Below are 16,537 nucleotides of genomic sequence, written 5' to 3'. Positions count from 1 at the left end.
CCCCGGGGCTTGACCCCGAGGCGATTCACCGAAGCTGAGAGAGTGGATTCGTACTGACCAGCAGACTACGAGAACTCCGGCCGCTCAGCGTACGCGATCGGATCGCGTGACCCAGCATTCCGGAACGCCTCAAGCCGGAATGCGCACGCATCACACGTTCCGCATGCCGGCTCTTCATCACGGTAGCACGACCACGTCATGTCGTGCGGCACACCGAGTTCCAAGCCACGCTCCGCGATTTCCGTTTTCGACCACTCGACGAACGGCGCTTGCAACTCGATCTGTGTCTCCGGTTTTGTCCCCACGTCGATCACGTTCTGAAAGGAGTCGAAGAATTCTGGGCGACAGTCTGGATACCCGGAGAAATCCTCAGAGTGCGCGCCGATGAACAGCGCCTCTGACTCGGTCGCTTCCGCGTACGATGTCGCCATCGACAGCAAATTCGCGTTCCGGAACGGGACGTACGAGGTCGGAATCTCGTCACTCTCTAAATCCGCATCAGCCACGTCCATCTCTTCATCCGTCAGGCTCGACGCGCCGATCTGAGAGAGGTGCCCCGTTTCGATATGCAGGAGGTCAGCCGCATCGACTTCTTCAGCAAGCCCCTTCGCACACTCAAATTCCTTGTCTTCGGTGCGCTGTCCGTACGACGTATGTAGGAAGTACGGCTCGTACCCTTGCTCCATCGCTTCGTAGACAGCTGTCGCACTATCCATCCCGCCGGACACCAGAATTACCGCGCTTTTGTTGCTCATGTCTGCTCAGTTGCGTCGAATTGGTTGGTGCTCTGTTCACCGCGTCCCGTGCGACGGACACACCGCACTCGCGGCACCGCACTGCTCCTACCGAGCTGTCCCTGGATGACGCTCATGTTCCCGGGGCGTCGTTCCACAAGTCGACGTGGAGTCGCGGCGTGTACCGGTAGCCGTCCTCCATTGCTAACTCGGCGACCTCGCTGCGCGTCCCGTCGAGTTGGGCACGCGTCATGCCTTCCGGCATCAACAACACGTCATCGTCCGCCACCGTCGTCGCCGTTGCCGCTCTCACTCGGTCAACTAGTTCCGTGATTTCCGGCAGATCGGTCTCGTCCGTCACGACGAACTTCAGTTGCGTCTCGTACGCATCCACCATGCGGGAGAGCGCGTCCATGTCGATCCGATTCTGTTCGTGTTGCTCTTCGAATTCGCCGTCACCTTTCGGGTCCCGATCTGGGGTCGGCGTGCTACTCGCCAGCTTCGGGCTGATACTCGCCAGATCGATCGGCGCATCCCGGTAGATCGTTCCGTTCGTCTCCACCGTCGTGTGGTACCCCTCTGCGGCCAGTCGCTCTAAGAGTTCGACTGACTCCGCGTGGATGAGCGGCTCCCCGCCCGTGAGTACGACGTGGTTGGCCTGTTCGTGTGATTGGACTTCGTCCACGATCGAGCCGACGTCGCGCCACGCCCCGGTCGGCTCCCACGAGGTATGGTACGAATCACAGAACCAACACCGCAGGTTACACCCTGAGGTTCGCACGAAGACAGAGGGGACGCCCGCAAGCGTTCCCTCGCCTTGTAACGAGTAGAACACTTCGTTGATCGGGAGGCCCTCACCGGCCGTGTCAGCGTCCGTTGTAGATTCCTCTGCGTTACTAGCGACCGGCATTAGTAGGCCGCACAGAGCTCGCCGGTTTCGCTCACCGACACCGACACGTCCGAGACGGTGTCCGGGAGCGCGTCGAGCATTCGCTGTTCGAGCAAGACGCTCATCACCTCTGCCGTCGGTGGGTGGTCCAACACGACGAGTGCGTCGCCGTCGCCGGACGCTTCAAACGCGTCAACGAGCGGGTCGCCTTCTTCGACGAGGAACCGATGGTCCCACGCGTCGATGATGTCTGTGACGTCGCCTTTGTCGACGACCCACCCCTCCTCGGTGAGTTGGCCGGTCACTTCCACGGTGATCTCGTAGTTGTGGCCGTGTGGCCGCGAGCACTTCCCGTCGTGATGGAGAATTCGGTGGCCCGAGCTGATCCGAATCGGGTTGTCGTCTCCGATTTGGAGTGTCCGTTGGCCTGCCTCGGACAAGTCTACTTGCGGGGAATCATCTTGAGGTATGATTTGGGACATACTCGGAGAATACAGGTGGCAAATATAAGCATTGAGTTTCGTCGACTCAGTTGAGTGCCATCTCACACAAGTTCCTAGGTGAACTGCCTCGGGGTCAAGCCCCGAGGCTTCCCGTTTCGATGACGCGACTTGCAGGAACCGACGATGAAGAACCTCCATCGGTTTCCACAGCAGCCGCAGTCTCCACGGGCGTCACTTCGGCCTGTCCCAGACCTAACTCTTGAATACCGCCAGAAAGAACGTTATACGACGCATTTGCGTCCCTGTCCGCCTCGAACCCACAACTCGGGCAACTGTGCTCCCGCACCCACAACGGCTTCTCCGTCGAAACGCCACAAGACGCGCACTCTTTGGTCGTGCCACGCGGGTTCACTTGGACCATGTGAGTGCCGTACAGGTCGCCCTTGTACTCTGCATCTCGATGAACCCGCGCCACGCGGCATCCTGCTTGTTCCGCGCATTCCCGACCTGTTGAAGCATCCCCGAGACGTTCAAATCCTCCACGAAAACCGCATCGTACGTCGTGACGAGCCACGTGGAGAGTTTGTGTTGGAAGTCTTCGACCTTCTGCTTAATCCGACGCTTGACCTTGGCAACTTCCCTGCGTTGTTTCTCCCAGTTGTTGCTACCGTGTTCTTTACGGGAGAGACTACGCTGTTCACGGCGCAAACGGTCGTATTCCGTGGAAAGGTCAGGCCAGTCCACGCTGTCGCCATCACTCGTGTAGATGTAGTTGTTGATGCCGAGGTCGATTCCAACGTAATCCTCAGCATCCAAGTCATCTCCGTCGGGTTTGTCGGGGAGTGCGGTGTCTTCAACTTCGAGACCGAACGTGACGTCCCATTCCGCGACAAAGAAGACGACGCTCTCGACGTAACGGAACTGTCTGAAAGCGACGTGTACGAGATCGAGGAGCCCGAGTACGTCCGCAAGGCCGAGGTAGACGAGGAACGTAAGGAGACACGGCTCCAAGGACTCAAAGACCAGCTTGCTGCTGTCGACGGTGACGAGGCCGAGGATCTCCGCAACGAGATCGAGGAACTCGAAGACCGGATCGAGAAGCTAACCGAATTCAAGTCGGGTGTATCGTTTCACACCCGCGCCGGTGGTGAGTCATGACCGAGCGAGACAAGGAACGGGACGAACGAATCGAGATGGAGATCATCGTGGACGCCTACACCCAGGATGAGCAGGCGATGGGTTGGCACATCTATCTGGAAGAGATGATGGATTTTCCCTTCGAAGCACGGTGTATCAAAGACCAAGAGGTCTCACCTCTGAAGGAAGGGGAGACGGTTCGTGTGGTCGGTAAACAATCGTCGGAGCCGTCGCTTCGCCAACAGTTCGTCACCATCGAGTGGAAGGGCCGAGAGTTCGGCGTGCCGTTGAGCCAACTGGAACCGGTTGCGGCCAGTGACGCCACTGAGCTGGCTGTATCGGACTGGCACTACTGGCTTGAACGTTGACGAACGATAGTACGGGTTCCTCGCTCACAAACTCTTACTTCCAGGGCACCGTACACTCAGCTAATGAGTTACGAATGTGAGGACTGTGGGGCGTCGTTCGACACCCTCTCGCGTCTCAGACTCCACGACTGTGCTCCCGACCTGCCCGCCGATGAGTCGATCTCACATGGAGACGGTCTCTCGGAGGAAGATCCGTTCGAAGATTCTAGCTTAGACCGGCAGGAACTCGAACAGGATCATCCCGAGGTCGTCGGTGACCTTCCAGACCTCTATGACGACGCCCGTGAGGGTGACGTATCAACACTTTACCGGGCAATTGCGGAATATGAACGCGTGTTGTCGAACGTGGCCCGAGGTGACGCACCGAGCGGTGAAGATCTGCTACACGACCTGCAATTTGCCTACTACGAATCCTTCGCTACCGGGCTCGACACCGCCGCACAGACCGACGGGTGGGATGTGCTTGTCGAGTTCGCTACGGCTTACGATCCGCGCGAGCAAGACGAGTTCCCCGAGGTCAGCCACGTCATCGCCAACGCAATCGGACGCTCGGTTATTCGCACCCGCCGTGGCGACAGCGTGGACGCAATTCCGGCTGACGCACTGGCGTTTCTCGATGCGATCCCCGAGTACGTCAACGAGTCTCACGTCGCCTACGAGGAGTCGTACACCTACGGATGGGGTATCGGCCATCCCGAGCACTCCGTCGCTGACCACCTGCTCGCCCTCTCCGAAGATGAGTCGAAGTTCGTCAAAATCACGCTCAACACTGCCTTCTACGTTGACCAGTACGCCGCTCTCGACGCCTTCGAAGCCATCGTCACCGACGAGGACATCGCTTCCGGCACACGCAGCACGCTCGGGATGGAGACGGACCTCACGGAGTTCTATTTTCAGGCCGTGGCTGACCTCGAAACGGAGGAACTACTCGGCCCGCACGCCCCGCCCTACTGGGACGAAGACGACGACCTCACCCGCGTCATCGATGTTGACCCGGACGTGAAACAGCGGATTCGAGAGTTAGCGCACGAGACCGGTGTCACAGAGACCCTTCCCAGTGACTGGGCGCTCCATGACCTCGAAACGTCCTCGCTTTCGGAGCTTATGGGGCGGATTGGAGATTCGCCAGAAAGAGAACTGTAAGTACGTCCCAAGTCGGTTTCTCGGTCCCGCTCGATAGGACCAATACACGAGGGTATGCTCAGTCAAGCACATCGGGTTAGAGGAAGTGTCTGCTTGGAGAGGATGTGCAACCAACCCAAGCAGACAGCGAGATAGAGGAAGAGCACCTGCTTAATTTTGTCGTCAACAGTCTCGATGGGGAGCTTTCGGTGGATCTCGGGGAGAACGTTGAGGTGACGACGGAGGCGTTGTACGAGGTCCTTGCCGGCGCCAGCGCCGGCGGGACCTCGATCAATCACGTCTGCGAGACGACCGATGACTCTCCGCGCGCCAATACTGCCCGTGGACACCTCACCGATCAGTTCGATCTTGACACCGTCGAAGCGGTCGGGAACACGCTCCTCCAACGCGATGTCCTTGAGACACTTCCGGATCGACCGGTGGAGGTCATCGCCGACCTCCACCTCGATCCCTACTACGGCGACGAAGATGAGACAGAGGCCCTCTACTTCTCCCAAGCGAAACGCGGCACGACGGCGTTTCACGCCTATGCCACGCTCTACGTGCGTGTGCGCAACAAGCGCTACACGCTGGCGGTCCTCCAGCTGGAAGCTGGCGAGACCACCAGCGATACCCTCGCTGAGTTCCTCACGCTACTCGACCGCGGCTTCTACAACAGCATCTGCCTAAAGCTGCTGTACACGCACAATTACGCATACGCGATGCCGGTCGTCAAGTGGGGCGAAACGATCAAAACCGAACTCAGCAGGGGCTGGAGTCGTGTGATAGAGCACGAACTCGCCGGAAGGGTGAGCTCCCCCGTGTTCATCGACTGCGTCTACCAGCGAGGACGGTACGACGAACACGGGGTGGCGCGTCACGGCTACGCCGCTGACGCGCCGTTCATAACGACGCCCCGAGAAGCACGAGAACAGTACAGCAAGCGTTTCGGCATCGAAGCAATCTACCGATTAGCCAAGTAGAGCCTCTCTCTGACCAGTTCTCGGGATGTTGGGCTTCGACTGCTGATGTTTGTCGTGAGTCTGCTCCTCCAGAACGTCTGGCGGTATCTTCACTGGAGATACGTGGCAGCGCCCCGCTGCGGGGGGCGCCGCCTCTGGTCGTGATCCTCTCGTCCCTCCCCATCACGCTGACTCGCGCGACCCACACCGTCACAGCATCATCTAATTCGTCTAAATCCATGTTTTGTCACCGCTCAGCACCGGCAGGATGCTTCGCAATCAAGGCTTCGGCGTCCGGGATCGATGCAAGCTGCACAACCCCCGTTTCCTCACCGTCACCGGCTTCGTACATTGACTGCCCGGCTTCGCAGTCCGACCACTCACCGTCACCGACTCGTTGCTCGACCCACCCGCGCGCTAGATCGTGCGTCGCTCTAACCGCTGCTTGGTCAGATGCAATCGATAACCACAAGTAAACGCCGTCGGGCGTCTGTCCTTTTTGCCTCATCACCTCTGTATCGAGTGTTGATCGGCTAAAATAGTCGGAAAGTCACCTCAGTCCACCCACGAATAGTATTCCCCGCGCACTATCCCGGATATGAGCGCGTGGCTGACGTCGAATCTGTCACCAATCTCTTTCTGAGTCCGCCCCGAATCGTTGTATAGCCGTTTGATTTCGCGGACTTCAGCGTCTGTGAACCGCGTCTCGCGGTCACCTTCTGTGCACGCCTCTTTGAGGTTCCCTGACTGGTTTCCTGCCTGCAGATGCCGGGGATTACAGCACAATTCGCGGTGACATCGATGTTTGACCACGTCGTCTGGAATGTCGTCAAGTGATTCGAGGTCGTGGTGAAGGATGTACGCGACTCTGTGAGCGAGCGCATGCCCGGACGATAACCAGAATCGACCGTATCTCTCCGAGTAAAACTTCCACGGCCAGCACTGGTCGGGCTCGCGGATATCTACCTTCTCCCAAAACCGGTTCTCAAGCCTGCTTCTCCACTCTTCGTCCTTGCCTGTCGGGTGCGGGTGCACGGGCTGCGCGCAGTTGATACACCAGTTCTCTTTGATTCGGTCTTCTTGGTTTGGTGTAAGACAGTCAGGGCACCGGACAGCGTCTGTCCGCGTCTCTAACTGCATCGCCTCTTCAGTCAGGTCCTGCAGGTCCTGCCGGTCGATGCCGATGTCCAGGTGTCCAATTGGGTTCTCGTCTCTGTTGCTTGCTGCCATTCTCTGTCACATGTCAAGGTAGAAGTTGTACGGGTAAGAGACAGGGTGCACTCCCTGAGGGGGGAGGGGGGTGACAAGGTGACAAGGGGGATATGCGCGCCCGCTACGCGCGCACGAGAAGCGCGATAGCGTGGACAACACAGATCGTGTCGCTTCGAACGGGGTGCAAGCGATTATGAGCGTATCCTCGACCGTTGAAAAACAGTGAATCAGTCAGAACTGCTTCAAACCCACCGGTGCTCATCAACCACGCACCGGACGAAGTCCTCGTACCCGTGCGCAGCGCCTTCAAGCTTTGTGACTTAGTCTCGGTCCACCCGAGTCGTCGAAGCACGTCACGCGCTTCCTAATGCCCTCGCATACACGCTACCTCTACGTCACCCGATTCTCGGCACCCTAAGCGGTGTGAACGCGCCGATTTTCATCTGACCAGCGGCTTCAGCGGCCTTCTCTCGCCGATCCTGCGCCGATCGGCCCTTTGCCTGGTTCTCCATCACTCGATCCCGGTCGTTGTCAATGTCGTCCGCGTCGGCCACGCCCCCGGTGAGAGTAGCTTGCTCGACCAGTGACCGCTTCCACGCCGACGGGTCCGGGTCAGAGTACACACGACTCCCATCGTCTTCGTCGCTCTTTGACTGTGCCTCGAACGTCGGGACGTCCATCAAGAGGTGCTCACCCGTAGCCTCCGCCCCGACAGACTCGTCCGATCCGGCTGTCTCGACGACGTGAGCCCATAACCGTCTCGACGTCATCCACCTGTCACCGCTCGGTGAGCGGTAAATCAGGCCCGATTCTTTCCAGCGGTACTTCACGCGGTGGGTAACGCTGGACTCTGACCATTCCCACGCCACTCCTGGCGGGGAAAGGTGCTCAACGATGTTGCTCCAGTGAGCGTTGATGAGCGCTGACTGGTGTCGTTTCAGGTCGTTGACCGACGGGGTCGCAGCTGCGGCCACTACGCTTCACCTCCGTTAACAGCCTCTGCGGTCTCGCTTGAGACCCGTCCCGTCTCGACATTCCAGTCCACGTCAACCTCAGCACCACACTGTCCGCATTCCTCCCATGCGGTGTCCGTGCCCCACTTTACCCCGCACTCTCTGCACTGCCACGTATCCAACGCTGTCGCCGGTCGTGGCGGGTCTTCACCGTCGAATTCACCGCACCCGTCACTTCCTCCGTCTCCGTTTTCACTGCCTTCATCTCTGAACGCTCGGATACGCGCTGCAATCTCGTCTAAGTCGTTGCACTTCGTCACCGCGGATACTTGCCCTGCGAGCGCTGCATCATCCTCGGCTGCATCAGCGTGCTCACGGACCGCCCGGTCAATCTGCGCAGTGTCACCCTCGTCTTCCCCGCCGTCCGCTCTCGCGGCATCCTGCTCCGCCTGAGCGTCTTCTGACGCGGAGGTACCCTCACGGTTATCGATGGGGTCATTGATGAGGTCGATCGACCGGGTCGAGTCCCCTTCCTCATCGTTGACAGACTCTGAGTTCTCGCGGTTGACGATCGTCACGTCCGTCATCGGCCGGACCTTCAAGTCTGCACCCGGCTTCAGTCGTTCGAACCTGACAGTGTCGCCCTCCTGAACTCCATCAACGATATCTAACTCGTCATTCCCACGGTCTTTAGCGACGATATCCCGCATCGCAGAGTCGTCATGGACCGTGATTTCGATGAGGTTGCTGCCCTGCAGGTTCTTGTAATCAACGTCAACCTCCACAGTGACGTACGAATCAGCATTCGCTGCGTCATCGAGGGTAATGACGTCATCGTAGTGCGGTGACCGGCGGTCGGCAGTGTCGTTGGCAGATTCACCGCCGTCGTCGCTGGCGGGCGCATCGATGGTCACCCACGGGTGATTCAACCAGTACTCGGACAGGTGCTCTACCGCCTCGTCACGGAACGCAACGCCTGTCATCGAGTACACCCGGTCATCGTCTACGGAATCCGGCGCTCGGGGCCGGGACTTGTCGAACGGGATGTCTTCAACACGGTCTTCCAAGAGTCTGAAGAAATCCGTCCGGGAAACCGCGTCAACACCGTCATCACTGGCGAGCGACTTGTACGCGTCGAACACTGCACCGTTCGGGACGTACTTCTCAGCCTTCGACGATGCTCCGTGAACAGGCTTCAACAGGTCCGTTTCAACCCGGCCGATCGGGTCCGCATCCTGCTCGTAGGAATCGAGTCGTTCCGCCGGTGACTCCGGCAGACTCACGTCCCCTTGTGCTTCCAGGCGAGCGAGACCTTCAATCGCCCGAACCAGTATCGCCTCAAGATTATCATCACGCGTCAACCGGTCCTTGATACCATTCTCCTGCGGTTTCTGATACGGGTCTTCTGGATCCGGATCCGGGATGAACTGGAACGGAAGGTGAATCGGCAACCACCGCTCTTGCCACGCTTCCCCGGATTCCGGCGGCAGAGGCGGGGAGTTCGCGGCGAACCATAACTTCGCGCTGTTACGGAACGTTTCTGAATCCTCGTGCTTTGATTCACCTTCTTGTGCATCCCCGCCCGTGAGCTCTTTGAGTTTACTGCCTTCCTGGATTTTCCGCTGCCCGATGTCACCGCTGACATTAACGAGCGCATCGTCAAGCATCGCGGTTCTGAACTTGTTTTTAGCTAAGTCTTCAAGCCGGTTCCCCGCGACAGTCGGAGAGTCCACGCCACCGCACATCTCCACAATTACATCAAGGATTACGCCTTTCGAGTTCCTGCCGGACCCGTACATCATCGTGATTTTCGGGTGCCGGTAATCCGGGAGAAGGATGTTCCCGATGGCTTCCTCGATGGTCGCTCGGTCTTCGGGTCGCTCCGTGATTTCATCCAACCACTCGTCGATTTCCAGAGTGTCTGCGTCAGGGCTCCAATCTACTGGTAACCGCTGCTTGGCGCGCAGGTCCGGGTCGAAATCGAGGAGTTCCGGGTCACTGACCGACCCGTCCCGCTGCAGCGTTGGGAGCCGAAGGATCCCGTTCCCGACGACTCTGTAGTCATGCTCTTCGTTGTCGAATTTACCGCGCGGCTCGAACGCTTGCGAACCGTCTTCTCGCGTCCGGTCAGCGATTTTCCCGACAATCTCGCGCTTCTCATGACCGCTGGCGCGACCCGGGCACACACCCTCAATGACGGAACGAATGACTTCCCTGCCGTCACCGTCCAGTGTCCCCGTGACCGGGTTGTAACAGTAAATCGTCTGATCGTCCGCTCCACCGGTCGTCACGAACTCCAAGGCCTGCATGAGACGGTGCGCAACTGCCGCGCGTGCCTGAGCGTTCAGGCACTCATTGTACAACACATCGAGGCGTTGAGCGAGCTTGTGCAGTGGTTCAGCGTTGATAACTCGCCCGGCGTAACGGTCCTGAAGCTTCACGTCAACCGTTGACTGCGCCGGCGCTCGGTGCTCAACGCGCGCATCTTGCTTCGGGAGAGTGACGATGACGTCGTCGTCTGGTCCGATTGGTTCGCTGACGTAGAGACCGATGAATTCCGGTTCTTTATCGGAGTCTTCAGGCGGGTCTGTCCACTCCTCACCGATGACGTCGTCTCGAACATCGCACATCTCGTCCGACCGCCAGTCGGTACTTAGCCTCGCCTCTTCAACAGCGTCCCAATCAACCTCTTCGCTGTTACTCTGAGGCGGAGCAGGCATATCCCATCCCGCATTCGTCGCGTACGCGATGAGAGTCCCGACAGTCACCGGGTCCGATTCAACCTCGATGCTCTCCCACGAATCTTCAACAATCCGCTCAGCCTGCTGCTCAGCGGACGCATCCCACTGCTCATCAGCTGTCTCCGACCATGATTTGAAGAGCTCAACCGCCTTCTCCCACGCATCCTCATCCGCGCCGCCGTCGTCTTCTTCGTGGAAGAACTCAGCAACTGCGAACCCGATGTTCCGCCACTGATTGTAGCCACAGTCGGCATCAAGGTGCGATAACGCGTCCCTGATGTCGTCCTCTGTGAGCCACTCGTTATCCGGCTTCCACCCATCGCCATCACCGGCGTTGGCAAGATCGCCATCGCCGTTCAACGCGTTGATGGTCTCCTTCGCACCAAGCAACCAGTGATCGATATCCGGCGCGTGCTCAACCACCTCACCATCGAACCCGCGTTCAACATCACCAGTAACCGTCACGAACCGACCTTGCAGCACATCAACGCCTTCGTGCTCGGCGTCATCAATGGATAAGTCAGTCCAGAACTCGGGTTCATCAAAGTCTGCCACCGGGATGTGAAGCCCGGTTCCCGATGGGCTCCACTCGGCGTAAACCTCACTACCGTCTGCTGCGCGTCGGAACTCCCTCAAGGACGGAACCCAATCCTTCGGGTCCTTACGCCCGTCCTCAACGATATCCGCGCACCCGTCCACGTCGATGACGGCGATGTCATCACCTGTGACGAATCCGATTCCCCACGAGTCTTTCTCTGCAGCTGCTCCAACGGCTTTTTCGAACGTGTGGTGATCTTCAGCGTCGTTGAAGGAGACCGAGAAGTCGCCTTTCCAGTGCGGGCGTCGTGGGGTATCAGCGCTGTCGTCCCACATGAGCCACCGGTCGATGTTCTGCATCGGTTCCGGTGTGTTCTCACGCCATTGTTCGGGTGTCCCGATCACTGACCCACACCTCCGCTCACGAGTTCGACGGAATCGATATCCACGATTTGAGGCGCTTCGTACGTCCGGTAAACCTCAACATAGTCACCGCTCGTCCGCGCGACTCGCCACCGCTCGTCATCGTAGATGACGAAACTGCCTGCTGTTATTGAATCGATGCAACCACTTTTATATCCGTTCGCGTCGTATACCATTTGAGTGACTCCTGGTTATGGGGCACTCGACTCCCGGGCGGCCTCGCGCCGTTCGGGGGTTATGGACTTTGCATCGCCAGAGTATTGGATGCGATTGTGAGTGGCGACAAGACCGTGGTCGCCGAGTGCTTACCAAATAGTAGTCACGGGTGACTTATAACGTTCTGCGTCTAAGGTTTATATAGGTAAATTAGAGGCGATATAGAGCCTATCTGCGGACCTCTTCCTATACTTTTAAGAATAGGACAACGCGCACGACATCAGTGTTCCGGGTGATCCACCTACTCCCAACGTGCCAGCGACCGCCGGGTCTAGACCACCGACCGGTCTGGTCTAGGGGGTACGGACCACAATGAAACATACAAAACCACCGGAAGGCAAGCCGGTTCATCGAGGAGTGGTCCATGTGGTCCATGTGGTCTAGGCATTTCGACCCCTTTAGTGAGAGATATAGTACACAGACACAACAACACTACCGTTTTCTTCCTTACCCGTCTCTCACATTAACCCTCAGACCACCTAGACCACCTAGACCACCTAGACCACCCCGTTCACGTCCCCGGGTTTTCTGGTCCATGCTGGTCCAAGCAGTCCTGTCGAACGCCTCCCTGTCGTTAACAAACTCGCGCCTACCGTCTCCCCTCGTTGATCGATGTTGTGTTCTGGCAGTGTGTTCACCAACGTTGTGTTCACGACTTCTTCACCAACGTTGTTGACGGAGTGCGTGGCGAGTGTAACACGGCGTTTCAGGGCCTGAGAGTGTCGATAAGCGAGAGTGTTCATTCATTCACTGTTCATCAACAACGTTGTGTTCACGGCTTCTTCACCACCGTGTACACGACTTCACCAACATCGTTGTTCACGGAGTTGACAATCTCGCTCGCCTCGGGAAGAGGTTCGATGAAATCGTCCGGTATCAGGGGTGCCGGATCACAGTTATGGTCGACAAGGAGTAATTGATAAACATGGTAGAATTACTCAACAGAACACCTGCACTGGTCGCCTCCGCGGAACCTGCTCACCTCCCGGTGACAAAGTTCCATACGGGCGAGAGTGGAGTCGAGATCCCGGTGACCGTCTATCGCCGGGAACAGCATCTCAACGTCATCGGTGAACCGTCGTACCACTGGACTCCGGACCGCACAGGGTCTGTGAGTATCAACCCCGCGGCACAACCGTCGTTGTGGGCATCCCGACAGACCGGCGTGTACAGTCGTCCCGCGGCCATCACCGAACCAGGTGACGCTCTCAGCGAGTTGGACTTGACGAAAGGCCCGCAAGTCATCAAACGGGAGCGAGAAGAGCTGGCGCGGAAAGCAGATTACCGCGCCCGGCTTCGGCGTGAACGAATAATCGATGCGAAGACACGCGACCCTTCCACTGTGCACGAAACGCAAGCGGGGCTCTCCGCGTTCGAGGATATCGACCAAGCAGACGTGAACCCTGCTTCGACGTCAGATACTGACGATCGTCTCGATGGTCTTCCCGTGTTCCTTCCTGATGAGGAGTTGCCTGATGGTCCTGGCGTCACTGACGCGTCCGAGAGCGGGCCCGAACGGTGTGACCAGTGCGGCGCGTCGCACCCTTGGGACAGTCCGTTAGAGCGCGGTCTGAACGGGATTCGCGGCGGTAGCATGACTGATGGGAATTCGGATTACGAGCACTGCGACCCTGACGACTTCTCGTCTCACATCATCGACTGCCACTGTTGCGGGTGTCCGTGTGGTTCGAAGAGTATCCGATACCGTCAAACGAAGGAACCGGCTTGGGCTTGCAACAACCCTAACTGCAAGAGAGAGTTCCACCACCCTATCAAGCGGCCTGATGTCCTCCGGTCGGACGTTGAGACTGACGGGGAAAAACGCGCGCGTCTCTATTGGGAATGTCGTTCATGCGGGGGTGCGACGCAAGCACCATTCACCGGGATCCCGGAAGAGTTACTCTGACCGTTGTTGTCAAGGATGAGCTTCACGGCGAGTGAGTCATAGCCTGACCGGCGACTGCGGGGCTCGCGGACCAGGGGGTAAATCCCCTCCTCAAATCACCTATTACACTACACCTCTTCGGAGCGTTCCAGGTCTCTTACACTCTCACAGATAGTTTTCACGGCGTAAAATGAGCTTATAGTGCCTTACGGTGCCTAAGAATCTACACGAGGTCTGTCGGGTGTTTCGTCTGATTGTAAGAGGATTCGAGTGTACTCTTACACTTCTCAACCAACGATATGGTCGTGCTGTCAGTCGTCCCGGTCAGATGCCAGTCAAGTATTCTCGGCGTTGCTGCATTCGTGTTTTCTCATCGCGCCGGTCGTAGTGCTTCGAGAGTGTGTCCACGTCACTGCTGGCACGGTCCGCGATCGCGCGAGCGGGGATATCGAGCGATAGTGCGCGAGTGATTGCTCCTCTTCGAACGGCGTGCGGTGACTTGCTCGATGGGCACTCGTACGCTCTCGACCGGTTCACGGCGGCCGTGCACTCGTCAATGTCCTGGTCGTGCGGGCACTCCCCGGATACGATGCATGGGCGCGTCGCGGCGTAGCTGTCCGACTGGATGGTCTGCAGGTGCGGGCGTCCCCGGCTGGTTGTCACGAGCGGTTGGCGGTCGTGCTCGTCCTTGACGTCGTGCCGGTGAGTGTCGATGTGATCCTGCAGGACTTCAACGGTTCCGGGTTTGAGACCGGTTCGTCGTTCACCGTCTCCTTTCTTCTTCAGCGGTGTGTTCGTTTCGGGTCGGTGACGGACCTTGAGGTGTGGCGTGTCCGTGTCTGTGACGAGATCCTGCTGGTCGAGTGTCCTGATGCCTCCTCGTCTCAATAATCCGCGCCAGATTAGAATGTGAACTACGTGTTCCCGTGTCGCGTACTCGAATTTGGCGAGGTGTTCGAGGACATTGTCGCCGACGTCCGGGTCGAGCATGTCATCGCGTTCGTTTTCGTGCTTGCCGAGTTCCGGTGACAGTATTTTCTCCGAGAGTCCGTCGGGGACGGCGTCGATGCTCTCGCACCAACGGGCGAACACGCGGAACGTGTCCATTTGCGTTTTCATCGTCACGCTGTTCGGGTCACCGCGTTCGGTGCGTCGCCACACTCGGTATTCGTGCGCTTTCCTGGCGGTCAAGTCGTTCATGTTACCGAGTTCGGTCTCGTCGCACCAGTCGATGAAGTGACCGAGTCGGGATCGGTGGCTCCGGATTGTTGAGTCAGCTGACTCTCGTTTCTTGTCTTCGATGTACAATGCGAGCGCTGCTTCGGGTTCGATAGGTTCCATGAGTTTGGCTCTCCGGAACCGCCAGACACAGTCGGGGGCGAAGTCGTCACGACTTGAACTCTTACCGCGGAAAAGACATCGTTTCTTAAGGGCACTGCTCACGTCCTGTGGTTCCTTAGGAACAGCGGAACGAATGGGCGCTGCAGGATTTGAACCCGCGACAGCTTGGTCCGAAGCCAAGCACTCTATCCAGACTGAGCTAAGCGCCCGTACGACTCGCTATTCCGGAGAGAGAGTTAAGTCCCGCGATTCGGAATCGCCTCCGGACGCGTTGGGGCGTGTTCATCGATCCCGGCACCACGGGCGATCAAAAAGAATATTATCGGGACCCGGCATGGTTTCCGTAGTAGATGTGTCTTGGTCGTACGGCGTCGCAGCCGAACGAGCGGCCCGAATCGGTTCTGTCGTCGCCGAGGTGCGCCCATGTATGACCTGAGGCCACACTTCGACGAGGAGGTCGAGCCCGGGACGAACCTCCTTCTCGCCGGCCCGCCGCTCACCGGCAAGCGGTCGCTGATGATGGATCTGTTGGCGGCCGGGACCGAGCGCGGCGACGGCGCGATCGTCGTCACCACCAAGGACGGCGCCGAGCGCGTCCTGAAGGACTACCAGAAGCGGACGCCCTACGAGGGGAAGCCGGTCGCGGTCGTCGACTGCGTCACCCGCCAGCAGGGCGTCAGCGACGCCCGCGAGTCCGACCGGATCAAGTACGCCTCCTCGCCGGTGGACATGACCGGCATCGGGATCAAGCTCTCGGAGTTCCTCCAGGCGTTCGGCGATCGGGGGATCGAACAGAACCGCGTGACGGTCCACTCGCTGTCGACGCTGTTGATGTATTCTGACCTCCAGACGGTGTTCCGCTTCCTCCATGTGTTCACCGGCCGGATACAGAGCGTGAACGGCCTCGGGCTGTTCAGCATCGACTCGACCTCCCACGACGAGCAGGCGATGAACACGCTCAAGCAGCTCTTCGACGGCGTTATCACGGTTCCCGAGGACGGCGAGCTCGAGATCCGACTGGCCTGAGCGGCGGGCGTTGTAGCCGCCGGGTCGCTGAACCCTTCAGCCGCCGGGTGGTTCCTTCGGCCGCCGGGTGGTTTAATTTGCGCGCCCACGTACTCGCAGCTATGCCCATCACCGACGACGAGGGGCTCGACCGACTGCTCGACGCCGACGCGATCGCCGTGATCGGCTGCTCGACGACGCCCGGGAAGGCCGCCCACGACGTGCCGGCGTACCTCCAGCGCCACGGGTACCGTGTAATTCCGGTGAACCCCTTCGCCGACGAGGTGCTCGGCGAGCCGGCGTTCGACGAACTCGCCGACGTCGAGGCCGACGTGGACCTCGTGAACGTGTTCCGTCCGAGCGAGGAGGTGCCGGGGGTCCTCGCCGCGGTGCGCGAGCGACACGCCGAGCGCGGCGACGCGGGCGCGGCGTGGCTCCAGCTGGGGATCAGCCACGACGAGTCGGCCGCGGAGGCGGAGGCGGACGGGATCGAGATCGTTCAGGACCGGTGTCTGAAGGTCGAGCACGGGCGCCTTCGCGGATAAACGAACAGGCGCCGCGCTGCGTCC

The 16,537-nt window shown here is 59.0% G+C and carries 12 protein-coding genes, 1 tRNA gene and 3 pseudogenes; 6 read left to right on the top strand and 10 right to left on the bottom strand.

Annotation, left to right across the window (positions count from 1 at the left end; translation table 11 throughout):
• Positions 1–65 precede the first annotated feature (65 nt).
• The 4 genes and pseudogenes from queC to ESO89_RS11655 form a co-directional block, all read right to left on the bottom strand.
• Positions 66–755, bottom strand: a complete 690-nt coding sequence (gene queC, locus ESO89_RS11670; RefSeq protein WP_128905671.1) for a 7-cyano-7-deazaguanine synthase QueC — start codon at positions 753–755, stop codon at positions 66–68.
• Between the two features lie 112 nt (positions 756–867).
• Positions 868–1,644, bottom strand: a complete 777-nt coding sequence (locus ESO89_RS11665) for a 7-carboxy-7-deazaguanine synthase QueE (RefSeq protein WP_128905670.1) — start codon at positions 1,642–1,644, stop codon at positions 868–870.
• Positions 1,644–2,105, bottom strand: coding sequence for a 6-pyruvoyl trahydropterin synthase family protein (locus ESO89_RS11660; protein WP_128905669.1), 462 nt, complete (start codon positions 2,103–2,105; stop codon positions 1,644–1,646). The genes ESO89_RS11665 and ESO89_RS11660 overlap by 1 nt, the downstream gene beginning before the upstream one ends.
• A gap of 94 nt (positions 2,106–2,199) precedes the next feature.
• Positions 2,200–2,951 (bottom strand): annotated as a pseudogene (locus ESO89_RS11655) (RNA-guided endonuclease InsQ/TnpB family protein); the annotation flags it as partial.
• Between the two features lie 3 nt (positions 2,952–2,954).
• Here ESO89_RS11655 and ESO89_RS11650 point away from each other — a divergent pair.
• From ESO89_RS11650 to ESO89_RS11635, 4 genes and pseudogenes are all read left to right on the top strand, one after another.
• Positions 2,955–3,224 (top strand): annotated as a pseudogene (locus ESO89_RS11650) (hypothetical protein); the annotation flags it as partial.
• Positions 3,221–3,571, top strand: a complete 351-nt coding sequence (locus ESO89_RS11645; RefSeq protein ID WP_128905668.1) for a calcium-binding protein — start codon at positions 3,221–3,223, stop codon at positions 3,569–3,571. The pseudogene ESO89_RS11650 and the gene ESO89_RS11645, both read left to right, overlap by 4 nt.
• 63 nt (positions 3,572–3,634) lie before the next feature.
• Positions 3,635–4,714 (top strand): hypothetical protein, encoded by a 1,080-nt coding sequence (locus ESO89_RS11640; protein WP_128905667.1) that lies wholly within the window; start codon positions 3,635–3,637, stop codon positions 4,712–4,714.
• A 104-nt stretch (positions 4,715–4,818) separates the two neighbouring features.
• A pseudogene (locus ESO89_RS11635) lies at positions 4,819–5,814 on the top strand (ISH3 family transposase); the annotation flags it as partial.
• Positions 5,815–6,210: 396 nt separating this feature from the next.
• Here the strand turns inward: ESO89_RS11635 and ESO89_RS11630 are convergent.
• From ESO89_RS11630 to ESO89_RS11605, 6 genes are all read right to left on the bottom strand, one after another.
• On the bottom strand, positions 6,211–6,885 hold the full coding sequence (locus ESO89_RS11630; protein ID WP_128905666.1) for a helix-turn-helix domain-containing protein: 675 nt from the start codon (positions 6,883–6,885) through the stop codon (positions 6,211–6,213).
• A 377-nt stretch (positions 6,886–7,262) separates the two neighbouring features.
• Positions 7,263–7,841, bottom strand: coding sequence for a hypothetical protein (locus ESO89_RS11625; protein WP_128905665.1), 579 nt, complete (start codon positions 7,839–7,841; stop codon positions 7,263–7,265).
• A complete protein-coding gene (locus ESO89_RS11620; RefSeq protein ID WP_128905664.1) occupies positions 7,841–11,503 on the bottom strand; it encodes a PriCT-2 domain-containing protein in 3,663 nt (1,220 codons plus the stop codon). Before ESO89_RS11620 ends, ESO89_RS11625 begins: the two co-directional genes overlap by 1 nt.
• Positions 11,500–11,697 (bottom strand): hypothetical protein, encoded by a 198-nt coding sequence (locus tag ESO89_RS11615; RefSeq protein ID WP_128905663.1) that lies wholly within the window; start codon positions 11,695–11,697, stop codon positions 11,500–11,502. Before ESO89_RS11615 ends, ESO89_RS11620 begins: the two co-directional genes overlap by 4 nt.
• A gap of 2,249 nt (positions 11,698–13,946) precedes the next feature.
• Positions 13,947–14,963 carry a tyrosine-type recombinase/integrase gene (locus ESO89_RS11610; protein ID WP_128905662.1) on the bottom strand — a complete coding sequence of 339 codons (1,017 nt, stop codon included), beginning with the start codon at positions 14,961–14,963 and terminating at the stop codon, positions 13,947–13,949.
• Between the two features lie 134 nt (positions 14,964–15,097).
• Positions 15,098–15,172 (bottom strand) — tRNA-Arg (locus ESO89_RS11605).
• A gap of 214 nt (positions 15,173–15,386) precedes the next feature.
• Between ESO89_RS11605 and ESO89_RS11600 the strand changes: the two genes are divergently transcribed.
• Both ESO89_RS11600 and ESO89_RS11595 read left to right on the top strand, forming a co-directional pair.
• Positions 15,387–15,989 (top strand): RAD55 family ATPase, encoded by a 603-nt coding sequence (locus tag ESO89_RS11600; RefSeq protein WP_128905661.1) that lies wholly within the window; start codon positions 15,387–15,389, stop codon positions 15,987–15,989.
• A 101-nt stretch (positions 15,990–16,090) separates the two neighbouring features.
• The gene (locus ESO89_RS11595) at positions 16,091–16,513 is read left to right on the top strand and encodes a CoA-binding protein (protein WP_128905660.1); all 423 of its coding nucleotides are present in this window, start codon (positions 16,091–16,093) and stop codon (positions 16,511–16,513) included.
• Positions 16,514–16,537 lie beyond the last annotated feature (24 nt).

This window comes from Halorubrum amylolyticum, from assembly GCF_004114995.1.
GTDB classification, from domain to species: Archaea; Halobacteriota; Halobacteria; order Halobacteriales; family Haloferacaceae; genus Halorubrum; species Halorubrum amylolyticum.
Note: the sequence above shows the minus strand (reverse complement) of the source record. Positions and strands in the feature narration are given on the sequence as shown.

Coding starts and splice junctions, on each gene's coding strand:
- ESO89_RS11615 (WP_128905663.1), bottom strand. CDS start 11,697: ATGGTATACGACGCGAACGGATATAAAAGTGGTTGCATCGATTCAATA.
- ESO89_RS11660 (WP_128905669.1), bottom strand. CDS start 2,105: ATGTCCCAAATCATACCTCAAGATGATTCCCCGCAAGTAGACTTGTCC.
- ESO89_RS11610 (WP_128905662.1), bottom strand. CDS start 14,963: ATGGAACCTATCGAACCCGAAGCAGCGCTCGCATTGTACATCGAAGAC.
- ESO89_RS11645 (WP_128905668.1), top strand. CDS start 3,221: ATGACCGAGCGAGACAAGGAACGGGACGAACGAATCGAGATGGAGATC.
- ESO89_RS11600 (WP_128905661.1), top strand. CDS start 15,387: ATGTATGACCTGAGGCCACACTTCGACGAGGAGGTCGAGCCCGGGACG.
- ESO89_RS11640 (WP_128905667.1), top strand. CDS start 3,635: ATGAGTTACGAATGTGAGGACTGTGGGGCGTCGTTCGACACCCTCTCG.
- ESO89_RS11630 (WP_128905666.1), bottom strand. CDS start 6,885: ATGGCAGCAAGCAACAGAGACGAGAACCCAATTGGACACCTGGACATC.
- ESO89_RS11665 (WP_128905670.1), bottom strand. CDS start 1,644: ATGCCGGTCGCTAGTAACGCAGAGGAATCTACAACGGACGCTGACACG.
- ESO89_RS11595 (WP_128905660.1), top strand. CDS start 16,091: ATGCCCATCACCGACGACGAGGGGCTCGACCGACTGCTCGACGCCGAC.
- queC (WP_128905671.1), bottom strand. CDS start 755: ATGAGCAACAAAAGCGCGGTAATTCTGGTGTCCGGCGGGATGGATAGT.